Genomic DNA, 18536 nt, shown 5'->3' on the forward strand with positions numbered 1-18536 from the left:
TGGACTACTGCTTTATAAGAAAAAAACCACAGATAAATATTTAGAAAACCACTATGGCACTCATCGGGAGGTCCCACAAAAAAGGGCGAAGCCATCACAGCTTCGCCCTTCTTCTTACCGCTCAGACCTTAATGGTGCTCGCGAGTAGCCCGGAATTTCACATCCGGCCAACGCTCTTCCATCAGCGCCAGGTTGACCCGTGTCGGTGCTAGGTAGGTCAGGTGACCACCGCCGTCGACCGCCAGGTTTTCCACAGCCTTGTTGGAGAACTCTTCCAACTTCTTCTTATCGCTGCAATCGATCCAGCGAGCGGAGTACACGGTGATTGGCTCGTAGGAGCATTCGACCTTGTATTCCTCTTTCAAGCGGCTGGCGACCACATCGAACTGCAGCACACCGACGGCCCCGAGGATGATGTCGTTGCTGCGCTCGGGGAAGAACACCTGGGTGGCGCCCTCTTCCGCCAGTTGCTGCAGGCCTTGGCGCAGTTGCTTGGATTTCAGCGGGTCACGCAGGCGTACGCGGCGGAACAGTTCCGGGGCGAAGTGCGGGATACCGGTGAAGCCCAGCGCTTCGCCTTCGGTGAAGGTGTCGCCAATCTGGATGGTGCCGTGGTTGTGCAGGCCGATGATGTCGCCGGCGTAAGCCTCTTCGAGTTGTTCACGCTCGGAGGAGAAGAACGTCAGGGCGTCGCCGATGCGTACGTCCTTGCCGGTGCGCACGTGGCGCATCTTCATGCCTTTTTCGTATTTGCCGGAGCAGATGCGCATGAAGGCGATACGGTCGCGGTGTTTCGGGTCCATGTTCGCCTGGATCTTGAACACGAAACCGGTGAATTTTTCTTCGACCGGCTCAACCGTGCGCTCGTTGGCGACACGGGCCAAAGGCTTCGGCGCCCAGTCCACGACGGCGTCGAGTACATGGTCGACACCGAAGTTGCCCAACGCGGTACCGAAGAACACCGGAGTCAGTTGGCCGTCGAGGAATTCCTGCTGATTGAACTCATGGCAGGCGCCCTGCACCAGTTCCAACTGGTCGACAAAACGGTCGTACTCGTCACCCAGATGGGCGCGGGCTTCGTCCGAGTCGAGTTTCTCGATGATCTTGGTTTCGGTGCGTTCGTGACCGTGGCCGGCGGTGTAGACAATGATGTAGTCATCCGCCAAGTGGTACACGCCCTTGAAGTCGCGGTAGCAACCAATCGGCCAGGTGATCGGCGCGGCCTTGATCTTCAGGACTGCTTCGATTTCATCCAACAGCTCGATCGGGTCGCGGATATCGCGGTCGAGTTTGTTGATGAAGCTGACGATAGGTGTATCGCGCAGGCGGCATACGTCCATCAACGCGATGGTCCGTGGCTCAACGCCCTTACCACCGTCGAGGACCATCAAGGCCGAATCCACCGCAGTCAGGGTGCGGTAAGTATCTTCGGAGAAGTCTTCGTGGCCCGGGGTGTCGAGCAGGTTGACCATGTGGTCGCGATACGGGAATTGCATGACCGACGTGGTAATGGAAATACCCCGTTGTTTCTCCATCTCCATCCAGTCGGATGTCGCATGGCGGTCGGATTTGCGGGATTTCACCGTGCCGGCCACAGCGATCGCCTTGCCCATCAGCAGGAGCTTCTCGGTGATGGTGGTTTTACCGGCATCGGGGTGGGAAATAATAGCGAAAGTGCGGCGTTTCGCGACTTCGGCGGCCTGGTGGGTCATGGGAAATCGCCTGGCAGGTGAGTCAAAAAAGGGCGGCGAGTATAGCGCAAACCCCGGGGGCCGGACCACCGTTCACCCGATTGGGGGTGGCTAAATGCTGCCAAGTATGGAACCTTTTAAAAGGTAGAGACGTCCACTCCCCTGCTACCGCACTCGGAACAGGGGCTGATAAATCAGCAAGTTAGCCTGACGAGGCTGCGCTCATGGCTCGGATTGATACCGCGTTGCCGGTATGGATGAGCTGCTTTTCGCGACCACATTCGCCGACAGCCAGGAATGGCATTGCCGCTCGGAAATGTGTTCGCCGACAAAAGAAAAAAGGAGTCCGCCTGTGGCTATTCGCTATGGCAAAGGGCTGATAGGAGGAGTGGTTGTCGTCGCTCTCCTGGCCCTGCTGGTCCACTGGATCGGCATCAACACGATCGAACTGTACCGCGACGATTTGTTGTTTTACCTGCAAGCTCATTTGATCCTTGTTCTAGTCTCCATGCTGGCGGCCCTGATTGTGGGCATCCCCGCCGGTATCCTGCTCAGCCGACCGAACATGGTCGGGCGCGCAGAACGCTTCATGCAGATCTTCAACATCGGTAACACCGTCCCTCCCCTGGCCGTACTGGCCATCGCCCTCGGCGTCCTCGGCATCGGCAGTGGTCCGGCCATCTTCGCGTTGTTTCTCGCGTCCCTCCTGCCCATCGTGCGCAACACCTACGAAGGCCTGAAAAACGTTCAAGGCTCACTGAAAGAAGCGGCCACCGGCATCGGCATGACGCCTCGCCAGGTGCTGTTTCGTGTGGAATTGCCCAACGCCGTGCCGATCATCATCGGCGGCGTGCGCGTGGCCCTGGCGATCAATGTGGGTACTGCGCCGCTCGCGTTCCTGATTGGTGCAAACAGCCTCGGCAGTCTGATCTTCCCCGGCATCGCCCTGAACAATCAGCCGCAATTGCTGCTCGGCGCCGCGTGCACCGCGTTGCTGGCCTTGCTGCTTGACGGTCTGGTGACCATGGCCAGCCGCCTCTGGCTGGAACGCGGGTTGCGTCCGTCTTAAGGCTTTGCAAAGGAATTCACATGAAAAAACTGACCTTGATATTGAGCTGCGCCCTGCTGTTGGCAGGTATTGCGCAAGCCGCTGAAAAACCGGTGATCCGCATCGGCGCACGGGTGTTCACCGAACAGACCCTGCTGGCCGAAATCACTTCCCAGTACCTGCGCACCAAGGGTTACGACACCCGCGTGACCGGCGGCCTGGGCAGCAACCTGGCGCGCAGTGCCCAGGAAAGCGGGCAACTGGATCTGATCTGGGAATACACCGGCGTGTCGCTGGTGGCCTACAACCACATCGACGAGAAGCTCAACAGCGAACAGTCCTACGCTCGGGTCAAAGAACTCGATGCGAAAAAAGGCCTGGTCTGGCTCTCGCCATCGCGCTTCAGCAACACCTACGCCCTGGCACTGCCAGAGAAAGTGGCTGAAGAGCATCCTGAGATCAACAGCATCAGCGACCTCACCAAAGCCATGGCGCAAGACACCAAGGAACACCGCCTGGTGGCCCTGGACACCGAGTTCGCCAACCGCTCCGACGGCTTGGCCGGCATGGTCAAGCTGTATGACATGAACCTGACCCGCAAGAACACGCGGCAGATGGACGCCGGCCTGGTCTACACCGCCTTGCGTAATGGCCAGGTGTTTGCCGGTTTGGTCTACACCACCGACGGTCGCCTGAACGCCTTCAAGCTCAAGCTGCTGGCGGATGACATGCACTACTTCCCGGACTACACCGCAGCGCCGGTGGTGCGTCAGGAATACCTCGACAAGCACCCGCAACTGGCTGCCGAGCTCAAGCCGCTGGCCACTCTGTTCGACGACGAAACCATGCGCCAGCTGAATGCGCGGGTCGACGTCGACCATGAAAGCCCATCCGCTGTTGCCGCCGATTTCCTGCGCCAACATCCCATCAACTAAGAAGGAGAAGACATGGAATTCCTGAACGCCTTTTCCCATCTTGATTGGGCCCAAGTCCTGCACCTGACCTGGCAGCACATCACCCTGGTCGGCATCGCGGTAATTCTGGCAATTGTCGTGGGTGTGCCCCTGGGCGTGCTGATGACGCGCTTCCCGACCTTGGCTGGCCCGCTGCAAGCCAGCGCCACGGTGCTGCTGACCGTACCGTCCATCGCGTTGTTCGGCCTGCTGCTGCCGTTCTACTCGAAGTTTGGCCAGGGCCTGGGGCCGATGCCGGCGATCACCGCCGTGTTCCTCTACTCCCTGTTGCCGATCATGCGTAACACCTACTTGGCGCTGACCGGCGTCGAACCGGGCATTCGCGAGGCCGCCAAAGGCATCGGCATGACCTTCGGCCAGCGCCTGCGCATGGTCGAACTGCCCATCGCCGTGCCGGTGATCCTCGCCGGTGTGCGCACCGCCGTGGTGATGAACATTGGCGTCATGACCATCGCCGCCACCATCGGCGCCGGTGGCCTGGGTGTACTTATTCTGGCTTCCATCAGCCGCAGCGACATGTCGATGCTGATCGTTGGCGCCGTGCTGGTCAGTCTACTGGCCATCTTCGCCGACCTGCTTTTGCAATGGCTGCAACGCTCGCTGACTCCAAAAGGACTGCTCAAATGATCGAACTTCAAAACCTGACCAAGACTTTTCAAAGCAACGGCAAAACTGTTTCGGCCGTGAACGACGTAAGCCTGACCGTCAACGAAGGCGAGATTTGCGTATTCCTCGGCCCTTCGGGCTGCGGCAAGAGCACCACGCTGAAAATGATCAACCGCCTGATCAAGCCGACCTCGGGCAAGATCCTGATCAACGGCGAAGACACCACCGACCTCGACGAAGTGACCCTGCGTCGCAACATCGGCTATGTGATCCAGCAGATCGGCCTGTTCCCGAACATGACCATCGAGGAAAACATTGTGGTCGTGCCCAAGCTGCTCGGCTGGGACAAGCAAAAATGCCACGACCGCGCGCGCGAGTTGATGAGCATGATCAAGCTGGAGCCTAAGCAGTATCTGCACCGCTATCCGCGTGAACTGTCGGGCGGCCAGCAACAGCGGATCGGCGTGATTCGCGCACTGGCGGCCGATGCGCCGTTGCTGCTGATGGATGAGCCATTCGGCGCGGTCGACCCGATCAACCGCGAGATGATCCAGAACGAGTTCTTTGAGATGCAACGCGCGCTGAACAAGACCGTGATCATGGTCAGCCACGACATCGACGAAGCCATCAAGCTGGGTGACAAGATCGCGATCTTCCGGGCCGGCAAGCTGCTGCAGATCGACCATCCGGATACGCTGCTGGCGCACCCGGCCGATGAGTTCGTCAGCAACTTCGTGGGCCAGGACAGCACCCTCAAGCGCCTGCTGCTGGTGAAGGCCGAAGACGCGGCGGACAACGCCCCGTCGGTGAGCCCGGAAACCCCGGTGGCCGATGCCCTGGAGCTGATGGACGAAACCGACCGCCGCTATGTGGTCGTCACCTGCGCCGAGAACAAAGCGCTGGGTTATGTACGACGTCGCGACCTGCACCGTCAGACCGGCACTTGTGGCCAGTACCTCCGCGAATTCAACGCCACGGCGGCGTATGACGAGCACTTGCGCATCCTGTTGTCGCGTATGTACGAGTTCAATCGTTCGTGGCTGCCGGTGATGGATGCCGAGCGGGTGTTCCTGGGTGAAGTGACCCAGGAGTCGATTGCCGAGTACCTGAGCTCCGGGAAGTCCCGTGGGGGCAAGACCAGTATCGTTTCGCCGGCTGAGACAGCCTTGAGCTGATGCACAGTTAGACCCATTCACGCTGAAACGGCCCATCACTGTTCGAGTTTTCCACAAACCCGGCAGTGCATGAGCCGAGTCAGGACGCGATAAGCCGCGCAAATCTCATTCTAACTAAGCCTTAAAGACTGTCAGAACTCACAGGTTCCAAGGATTCAGGAATAGGTTCCAATGCGCCTCGACACATCGAAACGCTCTTGCACCTAACGTCTTGAACCTACGAGGCTCCCTATGAGTACGAAAGAATCGGCCACTCCAATCTCCGGGGAAAAAACCCGGGCCCCAGCGGAAATGATCATCGGTGGAATCGCTGAACCACAGCGTGTCAAACGAGGCGAAGACTTCAAATTGACGATCGCTGCCCAGCTCGTGGACGAACGCGGCACCGCGATTCCAAACGTCACCACAACCTGGAGTACAAGCACATCAGGGGCCAGCTTCGCATCAGGCCCGGGGCCATTGAACGGTACGCTGACGGTAAGGAATGTACAGAGCACTACAAACGTTTCATTTATCGTTTCCACGGCTCAATACCCGGACATTAAGAAGACCCATAGCTTCACCCTGATTCCGTTCTGACGTTTTGTTGGCTGATTGCCCCACGCTGATAGCCTTCGTGGCGAAGGCACTTACTCCTTCGCCACGAAAGCGCTGAATCCCCTTCAATTTTCCCCTTTTGGGGAACATCAATCCGTCACACCTGTCGGTTACATAAGTAGCTGCACGCCATCGCGCGACGAACGCGTGCAAAAACGCGACATTTTTAGTTGATCTCAAGCCCCTCACGCCCTAAAGTTCGCGCCGAACGTCCATGCTGGAAACGATCCATCCGGCTCAAGTACTGACGACGAGACAGCAAGGCCAAGGGACGCAGTTGATCCCATGGCCTTTTTGCTTTCGGCGACATGCCTTGGGAAGTAGGCGAACCAAAGTGGGGATACGGAGGACGTTCATTTGCACCCATTGCTAATTTTAGTTTGCCCTTAGGAGTTCCCAGCATGTCGATCAACGTCGAAGATTATTTCGCGCGCGCCACTTTTGACAAAATGAAGGCGTTCGCCGACAAGCAAGAAACCCCGTTCGTGGTAATCGACACCGCCATGATCAGCCAGGCCTACGATGACCTGCGCGCCGGTTTCGAATTCGCCAAGGTGTATTACGCGGTCAAGGCCAACCCAGCTGTCGAGATCATCGACCTGTTGAAAGACAAGGGTTCGAGCTTCGACATCGCCTCGATCTATGAGCTGGACAAGGTCATGGACCGTGGCGTCAGCGCCGACCGTATCAGCTACGGCAACACCATCAAGAAATCCAAGGACATCCGCTACTTCTACGAGAAGGGCGTGCGCCTGTTCTCCACCGACTCCGAAGCCGACCTGCGCAATATCGCCAAGGCCGCGCCGGGTTCGAAAGTGTATGTGCGCATCCTCACCGAAGGCTCGACCACCGCTGACTGGCCTCTGTCGCGCAAGTTCGGCTGCCAGACCGACATGGCCATGGACCTGCTGATCCTCGCCCGTGACCTGGGCCTGGTGCCGTACGGTATCTCGTTCCACGTAGGCTCCCAGCAGCGCGACATCAGCGTGTGGGACGCGGCAATCGCCAAGGTCAAAGTGATCTTCGAGCGCCTGAAGGAAGAAGACAACATCCACCTCAAGCTGATCAACATGGGCGGCGGCTTCCCGGCCAACTACATCACCCGCACCAACAGCCTGGAAACCTACGCTGAAGAAATCATCCGCTTCCTCAAGGAAGACTTCGGCGACGACCTGCCGGAAATCATCCTGGAGCCAGGCCGTTCGTTGATCGCCAACGCCGGTATCCTGGTCAGCGAAGTGGTGTTGGTTGCACGTAAGTCCCGTACCGCCGTCGAGCGTTGGGTGTACACGGATGTGGGCAAGTTCTCCGGCCTGATCGAAACCATGGACGAAGCTATCAAGTTCCCGATCTGGACCGAGAAGAAAGGCGAGATGGAAGAAGTGGTCATCGCCGGCCCAACCTGTGACAGCGCCGACATCATGTACGAAAACTACAAGTACGGCCTGCCGCTGAACCTGGCCATCGGTGATCGTTTGTACTGGTTGTCGACCGGTGCCTACACCACCAGCTACAGCGCAGTTGAGTTCAATGGCTTTCCGCCGCTGAAGTCGTTCTACGTGTAAGTAGCCGGCCAATAAAAAACCCATGACGTGTCATGGGTTTTTTTATGCCTGTGATTTGTCATCACCCGTTGCGTCACGCAGATAACTCACGCAACGCCGCCGTCGCCAGAAACCCTGACCGCGACGCATAGCGGTGATCCTTTTGCACTCGCTCATCAATGCGCTGCAACAACTGTTCCGGCAAAGAAGCATTGAACCGCACCGATCTCCCCAGATAAGGGGTGAGATCAAAGTCGACTATCGCCCATACGCCACCGGCAAAATCCGGGTTATCCCAATGGGCATCAACCTCCTGCGCATGGGGAAGTGTTTCCTGGTCTGCAACCAGCCCTTCCAGATGCAGTGCGAGTGCCTCACGGACATTATCCAGCGCTTCGGAAAACGACCCACCAGCCGAAAAACACCCTGGTACGTCGGGGACCGTCACGCTGTAGTCCGAGTCAGCATCTTTATGTACTACCACGGGAAACTTCATTGTTCCTCCTTTGAACGAGCCTCACAGAACTCATTCAACTCATCAATGGGGGCCATCACTTGAGACCTGCTGACTTGAAAATACTGTGCAAAGTGCCCTTTGCAATTTCCGACTTGGGATGAGGAACGGTCAATCGCCCTCGCTTCACCGGGTGCTTGAACTGGTGATGACTGCCCTTTACTGCCACCTCAAACCAACCATCCGCAACCAGCAGCTCAATCACCTCTCGACTTCTCATCGCCTCACCCTTCAGTGTGTATATTACACACCGCCATTAGGCAATGCGCTTTTTTATACACACGAGACACACCAATGAAAAAGCCCGCTTAACGTATAAGCAGGCTCGTGTGAGGCAATGATGACGATGTGTAAATCCTTTTCGCCAGCGAAGTAATGTCAGTTTCTATGCCACGGACTGTTAAAAGCTTTTGTGCACTATGAAAGTATCGCAGCCCGCTGTTGATAGGCCTGCGCCATCGCACGAATACGCGGATCATTCGCCGCTGCCAGCGCCTTGTGCGCCGTGCGCAGGAACTTCAGATTACCGCCCGCCAACGCCTTGCGCAGCCACTCCAGCGCCGCCTCGATCTGGCCTCTGTCGGCCAACACCGCCGCATAACTGAACTGCCCGCGAAAATCCCCGCCTTCGGCTGAGCGGCGGTACCACTCAACGGCTGCATCCAGGTCCTTCGGGCAAAACTGGCCTTCTTCCAGGTAGCGCCCCAGCAGGTTCATCGACTTGGCGTGCCCCTGCTCCGCCGCCTGGCGATAACACATCAGTGCTTGCTGCTGATCTTCAGCAACACCACGGCCAGTCGCCAGTAAGTTGGCGTAGTTGTACTGCCCCCAATCCAATCCGGCCTGCGCCGCCAAGCGGTACTCCCGCACCGCCGCCGCTTCATCGACGGCACAGCCCCAGCCATGCTCAAGGCAACGCCCGGCCATATTACGGGCCATCAAATGCCCGCTCTGAGCCGCGATGCGGAACCAGCGCAATGCCAGCGCTTCATCGCGTGCGATGCCGCGTCCCTCCAGCAGGATTTGCCCGAGCAAGGCCTGGGCATCCACCACACCTTCCTTCGCTGCGATCAGAATCGCCTGGGCGGCTCGTACCGGTGAGTCGTCGAGCATGCCTTGCAGTTGTTCGACGTTGAGCACCTCTTCGCGGCGCAATAGGAAGCCCATGCTCAGACCTCTACCCAGCGACGCAGCAGGTTGTGATAGGTGCCGGTGAGCTGAATCAGCGCGGGATGATCGGGCACGTCGCGGGTCAGTTGCTGGATCGCGCCGTCCATCTCGAACAGCAACGTGCGCTGGCTGTCTTCGCGCACCAGGCTTTGGGTCCAGAAGAACGAGGCATAGCGCGCGCCACGGGTTACGGCGTTGACTTTGTGAAGGCTGGAGCCGGGGTACAGCACCATGTCGCCGGCGGGCAACTTGACCCGTTGCAGACCGAAAGTGTCCTGGATCTCCAGTTCGCCGCCGTCGTATTCATCCGGGTCGCTGAAAAACAGCGTGGATGAAAGGTCGGTGCGCACCCGCTCGTGACTGCCTTTAGGCTGACGCACGGCGTTGTCGATATGGAAGTCGAAACTGCCACCGGCGGTGTAGCAGTTCAGCAACGGAGGGAACACCTTGTGTGGTAACGCCGCTGACATGAACAGAGGGTTTTGCCACAAACGTTCGAGCATCGCCGCGCCGATTTCCTTGGCCAGCGGGTGGCCTTCGGGCAATTGCAGATTGTGTTTGGCTTTGGCGGACTGATGCCCAGCGGTAATTTTTCCGTCGGCCCAATCGGCACTTTCCAGGGCTTGGCGGATGCGCTGCACTTCCTCGCGAGAGAACAGGCCGGGAATGTGCAGCAGCATGGGGCAATACCTGTAGGCAGAGAGGCGCCAATGGTATTGATTCTTATCCGCCCTGTAAAACGCCATGACGGACGAGTCCGTAAAAACCGTAAGCAAAAAGTGTAAAGAATGTAAATTCAGCGCAATTAGCAATGTATCGCAATTGATATGAATACTTGTTCACCCTATATTCCGCGGCCTCACATCCTTGGGGAAAGGACACGTCATGTCGCGCACTACGCTAAAAACAACTGCCAGTTCACCGCGTTTGCTGGCCTCGGCCATCGGCGTCGCCCTCGGTGCCAGTTCTGTCGCCCATATGGCGCAAGCGGCCGAAGACACAGAACAAAAAGGCCAGCGCAACAGCATCTCCCTGGGCGCCACCAGCATCACCGGGGAAGAACAGGACGCTACCTCCTACCAGGTCGAGAAAGCCTCTTCGCAGAAATACACTGCGCCTCTGGTGGACACGCCACGTTCCGTCACCGTCGTGCCGCAACAAGTACTCAAGGACACCGCCGCTACCTCGTTGCAGGATGCCTTGCGCACCGTACCGGGCATTACCTTCGGCGCCGGCGAAGGCGGCAACCCTCAAGGTGACCGTCCATTCATCCGCGGCTTCGATGCCCAGGGTGACACCTACCTGGACGGTGTTCGCGACACCGGCGGCCAGAGCCGTGAGATTTTCGACATCGAGTCCATTGAAGTCAGCAAAGGCCCGAACTCCTCTTTCGGCGGTCGTGGCTCGGCCGGTGGCAGCCTCAATCTGGTGAGCAAAACCCCGCAAGCCCGGGACTTCACCAACGGCGGTTTCACCTACGGTTCCGACCAGACCCGTCGCTACGTGCTCGATGTAAACCGCCAGTTCCTCGACGACAGCGCCGCGTTCCGCCTGAACCTGATGACCCATGAGCAGAACGTGGCCGGCCGTGACGCCGTGAATTACGACCGTTGGGGCGTGGCCCCGTCGCTGACCTTTGGCCTGGGCACCCCGACCCGCGTCAACCTCAGCTACTACCACATGGAAAGCAACGACCTGCCGGATTCGGGCATTCCCTACGGCTATAGCTCGTCGACCGCCACCACCCACGGCCATGACAAGCCCACCGACGGCGGCGACAGCAATAACTTCTACGGTCTCAAGGATCGTGACTTCCGAAAGACCCGCGCCGACATCAGCACAATCTCCATTGAGCACGACCTGAACGACGACATGACGCTGAAAAACACCCTGCGCCATGGCAGCACCGGCCAGGACTACGTCCTTACCCAGCCCGACGACAGCCAGCGCAACGTCAACCGTTTCGGTACCGTTTGGCGCCGCGCCAACACCCGCGTGTCGACCACCACGACCACCACCAACCAGACCGACCTGTTCGGCAACTTCCAGGCCCTGGGCTTCAAGCACAGTTACTCCACCGGCCTGGAATTCACTGGCGAAGAAACCCGCGTCAGCGGTTACACCGTCAGCCCGAACACCAACCCGACCTGTACCGTGGCCGCCGGCAGCCTGGGCGGTCAGTGCACCTCGCTGAGCAACCCGAACCCGGATGACGCCTGGACCGGCAGCATCGCGCGCAACTACAACGGCACCAACACCAAGGCCACCAGCCGCGCCGCCTACGTGTTCGACACCATTGAGCTGGACCCGAAATGGTTGCTGAACGTCGGCCTGCGCTACGACACCTTCGACACCGAAGCCAACACCAATGCCGTCCCCTCCTCGACGGTCAAGGCACGCAGCAAGGTCAAGGACGACAGCCAGTTCTTCAACTGGCAGGCCGGCCTGGTCTGGAAGCCGTTGGACAACGGCAGCATCTACACCTCCTACGCCACATCAGCATCGCCGGCCGGCGGCCTGGTGGGTGAAGGCGTCGACAACAACGCGATCCCGACCGGTATCAACACCAGCGACCTGAAACCCGAAGAAACCGTCAACTACGAGCTGGGCACCAAGTGGGACCTGTTCCACAACCGCCTGTCCCTGGCTGCAGCGGTGTTCCGCACCGAGAAGAAAAACACCCGCATCCTGGTGGATTCCAACACCTACGAAACCGCGGGCGAGTCGCGAGTCGATGGCCTGGAACTGTCGGCCAGCGGCAAGATCACCGATCAATGGCAAGTGTTCGCCGGCTACAGCTACCTGAAAGCCGAACTGGTTGACCCAGGCAAAAACGGTAACCGCCAGGGCGTGGTCCAGGCCGGTTCCAACAAAGGCAACCAAATGCCCAACACCCCGAAGAACGCCTTCAGCCTGTGGACCACGTACGACGTAACGCCGAAGCTGACCGTCGGCGGTGGCGCGTTCTACGTCGACCAGGTTTATGGCGATGCGGCCAACACCGTGTACGTGCCGTCCTACACTCGCTACGACGCCATGGCCAGCTACAAGCTGACCAAAAACGTCGACCTGCAGTTGAACGTGCAAAACCTCACGGACAAGACTTATTACGACAAGGCCTACGCCTCGCACTTCGCCAACCAGGCGGCTGGGCGCACGGCGCTGGTGTCCACCAGCTTCCACTTCTAAACACCGCTCCACATAGCAAAAAGCCCCACGCATCGGATGCGTGGGGCTTTTGCGTGTTAAACAGAATGTTTCTCGACAAGCCACGGCATAATGCGCGCCGTGCCCTACATACCCAGACAGACGAGGCGGTCAGACGTGTTGAAGAAAACCCTGTTCCAGTTGCACTGGTTTTTCGGCATTACTGCCGGGCTGGTGCTGGCCTTGATGGGGATCACCGGGGCTGCGGTCTCGTTCCAGGATGAACTACTGCGGGCTCTCAACCCCCACGTACTGAGCGTAGAAAAACGCGAAGCCGGCGTGCTTCCGCCTGCCGAACTGGTGCGCAAACTTGAAGCCACCGAAGGCAAGACCGTGTCCATGCTGTTCGTGGAAAGCGAAAGTGGCAACGCCGCGCGCGTGTTCTTTACCCCACCGCCGGGTGAGCGACGTGGCCAACTGCGCTACTTCGATCCCTACACCGGCGACTACATGGGCGATGCGGTCGGCCAGGACTTCTTCGGTTTTATCCTGCAACTGCACCGCTTTCTCGCCATGGGTGAAACCGGGCGAAATATCACGGGCGCCTGCACGCTGATCCTGGTGTTTTTCTGCCTGTCCGGCCTGTACCTGCGCTGGCCGCGCCAGGTGGCAAACTGGCGTGTGTGGCTGACCTTGGACTGGCGCAAAAAAGGCCGCAGTTTCAACTGGGACCTGCACTCGGTATTCGGCACCTGGTGCCTGCTGGCGTACTTGCTCGCGGCGCTCACCGGGTTGTCCTGGTCCTACGACTGGTACAGCCAGGGCCTGAACAAACTGCTGTCCGATGCGCCGCAAACCGAGCGGATGCGCAAGCGCGGCCCGCCGCCGGAAGGCCCAGCACCGGTAGCCAACTATGACGCGATGTGGAGCAGCATCTACAGCCAGGCCGGCCCGGGTTTGAATGCCTATAACATCCGCATGCCCGCCGTTGCAGGGCAACCGGCGACCGTCTACTACCTGCTGAAAGACTCGCCCCATGACCGTGCCCTCAACCAGATCAACCTGGACCCGGCCACCGGCGAGGTCAAATCCCATGACCAGTACGCCAGTAAAAGCTTCAAGGCGCAGTTGCTGACCAGCATCTATGCGCTGCACACCGGCAGTTACTTCGGCCTGGCCGGGCGAATCATCCTTACCGTCAGCTCATTGCTGATGCCGCTGTTCTTCATCACTGGCTGGTTGCTGTACCTGGACCGTCGCCGCAAAAAACGCCAGGTGCGCGACGCCCGCAACGGCCTAAGCGCCAACCACAGCGACGCTCCGGCCTGGCTGATCGGCTTTGCCAGCCAGAGCGGGTTTGCCGAGCAACTGGCCTGGCAGACCGCCGGACAATTGCAGGCGGCTGGTCTGCCAGTGAAGGTGCAGTCCTTGGGCAGTGTGAGCCAGGACGACCTGCGCCAATCAGAAAATGCGCTGTTCGTGGTCAGCACCTTCGGCGACGGCGAAGCCCCGGACAGCGCCCGGGGTTTTGAACGCGCAGTGCTCGGCCAGGACCTGTCCCTCAAAGGTCTGAATTACTCGGTGCTGGCGCTGGGTGATCGTCAGTACGAACACTTCTGCGGCTTTGCCCGGCGCCTGCATTTCTGGCTGACCAACCAGGGCGGCAACCCGCTGTTCGCCCCGGTGGAAGTGGACAGCGGCGACACGGCCGCGCTGCTGCATTGGCAACAAGAGCTCGGACAGTTAACAGGTCATGCACCGGCCGCTGCATGGCCGACGGCCCAGTACGAACACTGGACACTCACCCAACGCAGCCTGCTCAACCGCAACAGCACGGGCTCGGACGTTTACCTGCTCGGCTTCACCCCGCCTTCGCCACAAAGCTGGCAAGCCGGCGATTTGGTAGAAGTGCTGCCCCGCAACTGCCCATGGGCCATTGAGCACTTCCTGAGTGGGCTTGGCCTGACCGGCACCGATGGCGTGTTGATCGACGGTTTGTCCACTCCACTCGCTCAAGCCCTGGCCACGCGCCAACTGCCGGGAAACCGTGCGCATCTGGTGGGCATGCATGCCCAGGCGCTGGTGAACGCATTGGCGCCCTTGGGCATGCGCGAATACTCCATCGCCTCGATTGCCAGCGACGGCGTGCTGGAGTTGATCGTGCGCCAGGAACGCCACCCCGACGGCAGCCTGGGCCTGGGTTCCGGCTGGCTCACCGAACACGCAGCCCTCGGCACGGGCATCAGCCTGCGCCTGCGGCGTAACAGTGGCTTCCACCTGCCGGACGTCCCAGTGCCGCTGATCCTGCTGGGCAATGGCACCGGTCTGGCGGGCTTGCGCAGCTTGCTCAAGGCGCGGATTGCCGATGGCCAGCAGCGCAACTGGCTGCTGTTCGGCGAACGCAATATCGCCCACGACTACCTGTGCCAGGACGAACTGCAAGGCTGGCTGGCCAGCGGTGATTTGGCGTTGCTGGACCTGGCATTCTCCCGCGATCAGGAAGAGAAGATTTACGTGCAGGACCGCCTGCGCGAATCGGCCGATGTGCTGCGCAAATGGCTGGCCGATGGCGCAGCGATTTACGTGTGCGGAAGTTTGCAGGGGATGGCGGCCGGGGTGGATCAGGCGCTGGTCGACATACTGGGAAGTGAAGCGGTGGAGCGCTTGATCGAACAAGGCCGCTACCGCCGGGATGTCTACTGATGTGATCCAATGTGGGAGGGGGCAAGCCTCCTCCCTCATTTAGAGTGCATTTCAAGTCAGACCGGTTGCAGTTTTTGCTGGAATACCGAGACCCCATCCAGGTCGCGCAAAGTCACAGTCAACTCCGCTGTCTGCCCATCAATCTGCACTTCGCCAAAAAACTGAAACCCGGCAAACGGCGAGGTGTTCTGCGCGGGTGGGGCCTTCTCGAACACCACCTCAGGGCCAAAGGTTTTATCCAAGGGGTTCGGGCCGAAGCTGCCCGCATTCAAAGGCCCGGCAACAAACTCCCAGAACGGCTCAAAATCCTGAAACGCCGCCCGATCCGGGTGATAGTGATGCGCCGCGCAGTAGTGCACATCCGCCGTCAGCCACACATGATTACGTACCTTCTGCGCGCGCAGAAATGCCAACAGTTCGGCGATTTCCAGCTCGCGCCCTTGCGCCGGGCCGGGGTCACCATTGGCAATCGCCTCCCAGCGCGGCACGCCGGGGCTGACTTCACCGTCGGGCACACCCAGGCCAATGGGCATGTCGGCGGCGATCACTTTCCATTGCGCCGTCGAAGCCTTGAGTTCGCGCTTGAGCCAGTCCAGCTGTTCGCGGCCAAGGAAGGGTTTTTCACCGCCCAGATTGTCATCGTTGCCGCCGCGATAGCTGCGCATATCCAGCACAAACACATCCAGCAGCGGCCCGTAGCTTAGCTTGCGATAAATCCGCCCGCCGCCATCGGCGCCCTGCAAACGCATCGGCGCATATTCCAACCAGGCCTGGCGCGCACGACCGACCAGGGTGTTGATGTCCTTGGTCTGGTAACGCTCGTCGAGTTGCTTGCTGGGCGACCAGTTGTTCACAACCTCGTGGTCGTCCCACTGCCAGATCTGCGGCACTTCAACATTGAAGCGGCGTACGTTTTCATCCAGCAGGTTATAGCGGTAGTTGCCGCGGTATTCGTCGAGGGTTTCAGCAACTTTGCTCTTGGCCTCGGTGGTGATATTGCGCCAGATGCGTCCGCCTTCGGTGGGCAGTTGCGCCGGCACCGGGCCGTCGGCGTAGATGGTGTCGCCGCTGTGGATAAAGAAGTCCGGCAGGCGCAGGCGCATGGCTTCGTAGATGCGCATGCCGCCGATGTCCGGGTTGATGCCGAAGCCTTGGCCGACGGTGTCGCCACTCCACACAAACCGGATGTCGCGACGCTGTTGCGGCACGCTGCGCAGGTGGCCGAACCACGGCTCGCTGGCGACACCGGTTTGGGCATCTTCGAAGTGCACACGGTAGAAAATCGCCTGGTCGGCGGGCAGCCCGGTGAGTTCGACGCGGGCGGTGAAGTCGCTGCGGTTGTCGGCCAAAGGCGAGATGAATCGGCGTGGGTTGCTGAACACGCTGCGGGTGTCCCACTCCACCACCATCCTCGCCGGGCGGTCGCTGCGGCTCCAGATCAGGGCGCGGTCGCCCAGTAGGTCGCCGGACTGTACGCCGTCGGTGAGTTGCGGCCGGTCCTTCACCGAAGCAATCACCGCCGGCGCCAGACCCGGCAGCAAAAGGCCGGCGCCGACGACTTGCATCACACGGCGCCGGCCCAGATCGAAATGGCTCATGCAGGTGCCCTCTTGAGTATCAAAAGGGCCACTTAAGCACGCGCTTATGACACCGGTGCGACAGCCAGTTCCACCGTTTCAGGACGTTTGATCACGGCATAGACCAAACCGGTCAACAGGCTACCCGCGACAATCGCCAACAGGTAAAAGAGCGCGTGGTTGATCGCACCCGGGATCACCAGCACAAACAGCCCACCATGGGGCGCGGCGAGTTTGCAGCCGAAATACATCGACAAAGCGCCAGTCAACGCGCCACCGGCGATGCTGGCCGGGATCACCCGCAGCGGGTCTTTAGCCGCAAACGGGATCGCGCCTTCAGAGATAAAGCACAGGCCAAGGATCATCGCGGCCTTGCCGGCTTCGCGCTCGGTCTGGGCAAATTTACGACGCGCCAGGAACGTTGCGATGCCCATGCCAATCGGCGGCACCATGCCGGCGGCCATGGTCGCGGCCATCGGCGCCCCACTGGACGCTGCCAGCAAACCCACCGAAAACGCATAGGCTGCCTTGTTGATCGGCCCGCCCAGATCCACGCACATCATGCCGCCCAGCAGGATGCCCAACAGCACCGCATTGGTGGTGCCCATGGTGCTGAGGAAATCCGTGAGACTGGTCAGCATGCGCGCCACAGGCGGGCCCACCAGATAGATCATCGCCAGGCCGGTAATCAGGCTCGCCAGCAACGGGATGATCAGGATCGGCTTGAGCGCCTCCATGCTTTGCGGTAATTGCACAGCACGGGTGATCAACTTGACGCAGTAACCCGCCAGGAAACCGGCAAGGATGCCGCCGATAAACCCCGCCCCCAACGTGCCGGCCAACAGGCCGCCGATCATACCCGGTGCGATACCCGGACGGTCGGCAATCGAGTACGCGATATAACCCGCCAACAGCGGCACCATCAGCGTAAAGGCACTGTTGCCGACGGTTTTCAACGCGGCCGCCAAAGTACCTTCCTGCTCGAACGCGTGAATGCCAAAGGCAAACGACAAAGCGATCAACAAGCCGCCCGCCACCACCATCGGCAACATGAACGACACCCCGGTGAGCAGGTGTTTGTACACGCCGGTTTTTTCTTTCTTGGCCACGGCAGCGTTGCCCGCGTTTTCCACCGCGCCTTCGGCCAAGGCCTTGTTGAGGGTCGCTTCGGATTGCTTGAGCGCAATACCGGTGCCGCAGCGGTAGATCTTCTTGCCGGCGAAGCGCTCGGTGGCGACTTCAATATCCGCCGCGAGCAACACCACGTCCGCGTTGGCGATAGCCTCCGGGCTCAGCGGCGTGCGTGCGCCGACCGAGCCTTGGGTCTCGACCTGCAAGTCATAGCCCAGGCGCTTGGCCGTCTGCTGCAAGGCTTCGGCGGCCATGAAGGTATGGGCCACGCCAGTGGGGCACGCGGTAACCGCGACGATACGCGGTGCCTGCTTCGACGCCGCTGGCGCTTGGCTGGCGACATGCACCAGTGCTTCTTCAGCGCCCCGGCGCAATACCGCTTCAACATCCGCCAGCGCTTGGGCCGGCGTGCTCTGAAACACGCGCTTGCCAACAAAGCGCTGCATATCCACCGGGGTGCTGCTGACCAGCAACACCCACTCGGCAGCGTCGATGGTCGTCTGGGACAGCGCGCGTTCCGGGTGCTGCACATCCACCACTTCAACGCTGGTGCTCCAACCCTGGCGCTGCGCGGCAGCGTCCAACAAGCGGGCACACAGCACACTGGTGACCATGCCGTTCGGGCAGGCAGTAACAATGGCTAACTTCATCACAAACCC

The 18536-nt window shown here is 59.9% G+C and carries 15 protein-coding genes; 8 read left to right on the forward strand and 7 right to left on the reverse strand.

Features of this window, described 5'->3' with window-relative positions:
- Positions 1–128: 128 nt before the first annotated feature.
- Positions 129–1712: a peptide chain release factor 3 gene (locus AB4N82_RS05655; RefSeq protein ID WP_032886221.1), complete on the reverse strand. Its 1584-nt coding sequence runs from the start codon at positions 1710–1712 to the stop codon at positions 129–131.
- A gap of 295 nt (positions 1713–2007) precedes the next feature.
- Between AB4N82_RS05655 and AB4N82_RS05660 the strand changes: the two genes are divergently transcribed.
- From AB4N82_RS05660 to AB4N82_RS05685, 6 genes are all read left to right on the forward strand, one after another.
- Positions 2008–2760, forward strand: coding sequence for an ABC transporter permease (locus AB4N82_RS05660; protein WP_242460935.1), 753 nt, complete (start codon positions 2008–2010; stop codon positions 2758–2760).
- 20 nt (positions 2761–2780) lie between these two features.
- Entirely contained in the window at positions 2781–3674 is an 894-nt protein-coding gene (locus AB4N82_RS05665; protein ID WP_032886219.1) for a glycine betaine ABC transporter substrate-binding protein, read from the forward strand.
- 12 nt (positions 3675–3686) lie between these two features.
- A complete protein-coding gene (locus AB4N82_RS05670) occupies positions 3687–4340 on the forward strand; it encodes an ABC transporter permease (protein ID WP_027604864.1) in 654 nt (217 codons plus the stop codon).
- The gene (locus AB4N82_RS05675; RefSeq protein WP_032886218.1) at positions 4337–5494 is read left to right on the forward strand and encodes an osmoprotectant ABC transporter ATP-binding protein OsmV; all 1158 of its coding nucleotides are present in this window, start codon (positions 4337–4339) and stop codon (positions 5492–5494) included. The genes AB4N82_RS05670 and AB4N82_RS05675 overlap by 4 nt, the downstream gene beginning before the upstream one ends.
- A 231-nt stretch (positions 5495–5725) precedes the next feature.
- Positions 5726–6073, forward strand: a complete 348-nt coding sequence (locus tag AB4N82_RS05680; RefSeq protein WP_032886217.1) for a hypothetical protein — start codon at positions 5726–5728, stop codon at positions 6071–6073.
- Between the two features lie 419 nt (positions 6074–6492).
- Positions 6493–7656 (forward strand): type III PLP-dependent enzyme, encoded by a 1164-nt coding sequence (locus tag AB4N82_RS05685; RefSeq protein WP_032886216.1) that lies wholly within the window; start codon positions 6493–6495, stop codon positions 7654–7656.
- A gap of 73 nt (positions 7657–7729) precedes the next feature.
- Here the strand turns inward: AB4N82_RS05685 and AB4N82_RS05690 are convergent, their stop codons facing one another.
- The 4 genes from AB4N82_RS05690 to AB4N82_RS05705 form a co-directional block, all read right to left on the reverse strand.
- Positions 7730–8131 (reverse strand): type II toxin-antitoxin system HicB family antitoxin, encoded by a 402-nt coding sequence (locus AB4N82_RS05690; RefSeq protein ID WP_095183816.1) that lies wholly within the window; start codon positions 8129–8131, stop codon positions 7730–7732.
- 55 nt (positions 8132–8186) lie between these two features.
- Positions 8187–8369: a type II toxin-antitoxin system HicA family toxin gene (locus AB4N82_RS05695; RefSeq protein WP_122764730.1), complete on the reverse strand. Its 183-nt coding sequence runs from the start codon at positions 8367–8369 to the stop codon at positions 8187–8189.
- A 197-nt stretch (positions 8370–8566) separates the two neighbouring features.
- The gene (locus tag AB4N82_RS05700; protein ID WP_122680378.1) at positions 8567–9316 is read right to left on the reverse strand and encodes a tetratricopeptide repeat protein; all 750 of its coding nucleotides are present in this window, start codon (positions 9314–9316) and stop codon (positions 8567–8569) included.
- 2 nt (positions 9317–9318) lie between these two features.
- A complete protein-coding gene (locus AB4N82_RS05705; RefSeq protein ID WP_032886214.1) occupies positions 9319–9999 on the reverse strand; it encodes a Fe2+-dependent dioxygenase in 681 nt (226 codons plus the stop codon).
- A gap of 205 nt (positions 10000–10204) precedes the next feature.
- Here AB4N82_RS05705 and AB4N82_RS05710 point away from each other — a divergent pair, with 205 nt between their 5' ends.
- Together AB4N82_RS05710 and AB4N82_RS05715 are read left to right on the forward strand one after the other, a co-directional pair.
- Positions 10205–12508, forward strand: coding sequence for a TonB-dependent receptor (locus tag AB4N82_RS05710; RefSeq protein ID WP_095183812.1), 2304 nt, complete (start codon positions 10205–10207; stop codon positions 12506–12508).
- A 135-nt stretch (positions 12509–12643) separates the two neighbouring features.
- The gene (locus tag AB4N82_RS05715; protein WP_460104603.1) at positions 12644–15169 is read left to right on the forward strand and encodes a PepSY domain-containing protein; all 2526 of its coding nucleotides are present in this window, start codon (positions 12644–12646) and stop codon (positions 15167–15169) included.
- A gap of 56 nt (positions 15170–15225) precedes the next feature.
- Here AB4N82_RS05715 and AB4N82_RS05720 read toward each other — a convergent pair whose 3' ends face one another.
- Positions 15226–16767 (reverse strand): alkaline phosphatase D family protein, encoded by a 1542-nt coding sequence (locus AB4N82_RS05720; RefSeq protein ID WP_460104604.1) that lies wholly within the window; start codon positions 16765–16767, stop codon positions 15226–15228.
- Between the two features lie 44 nt (positions 16768–16811).
- Positions 16812–18527: a PTS fructose-like transporter subunit IIB gene (locus AB4N82_RS05725; protein WP_122752400.1), complete on the reverse strand. Its 1716-nt coding sequence runs from the start codon at positions 18525–18527 to the stop codon at positions 16812–16814.
- Positions 18528–18536: the final 9 nt, after the last annotated feature.

The sequence above is a fragment of the Pseudomonas sp. H1_D04 genome (assembly GCF_054683855.1).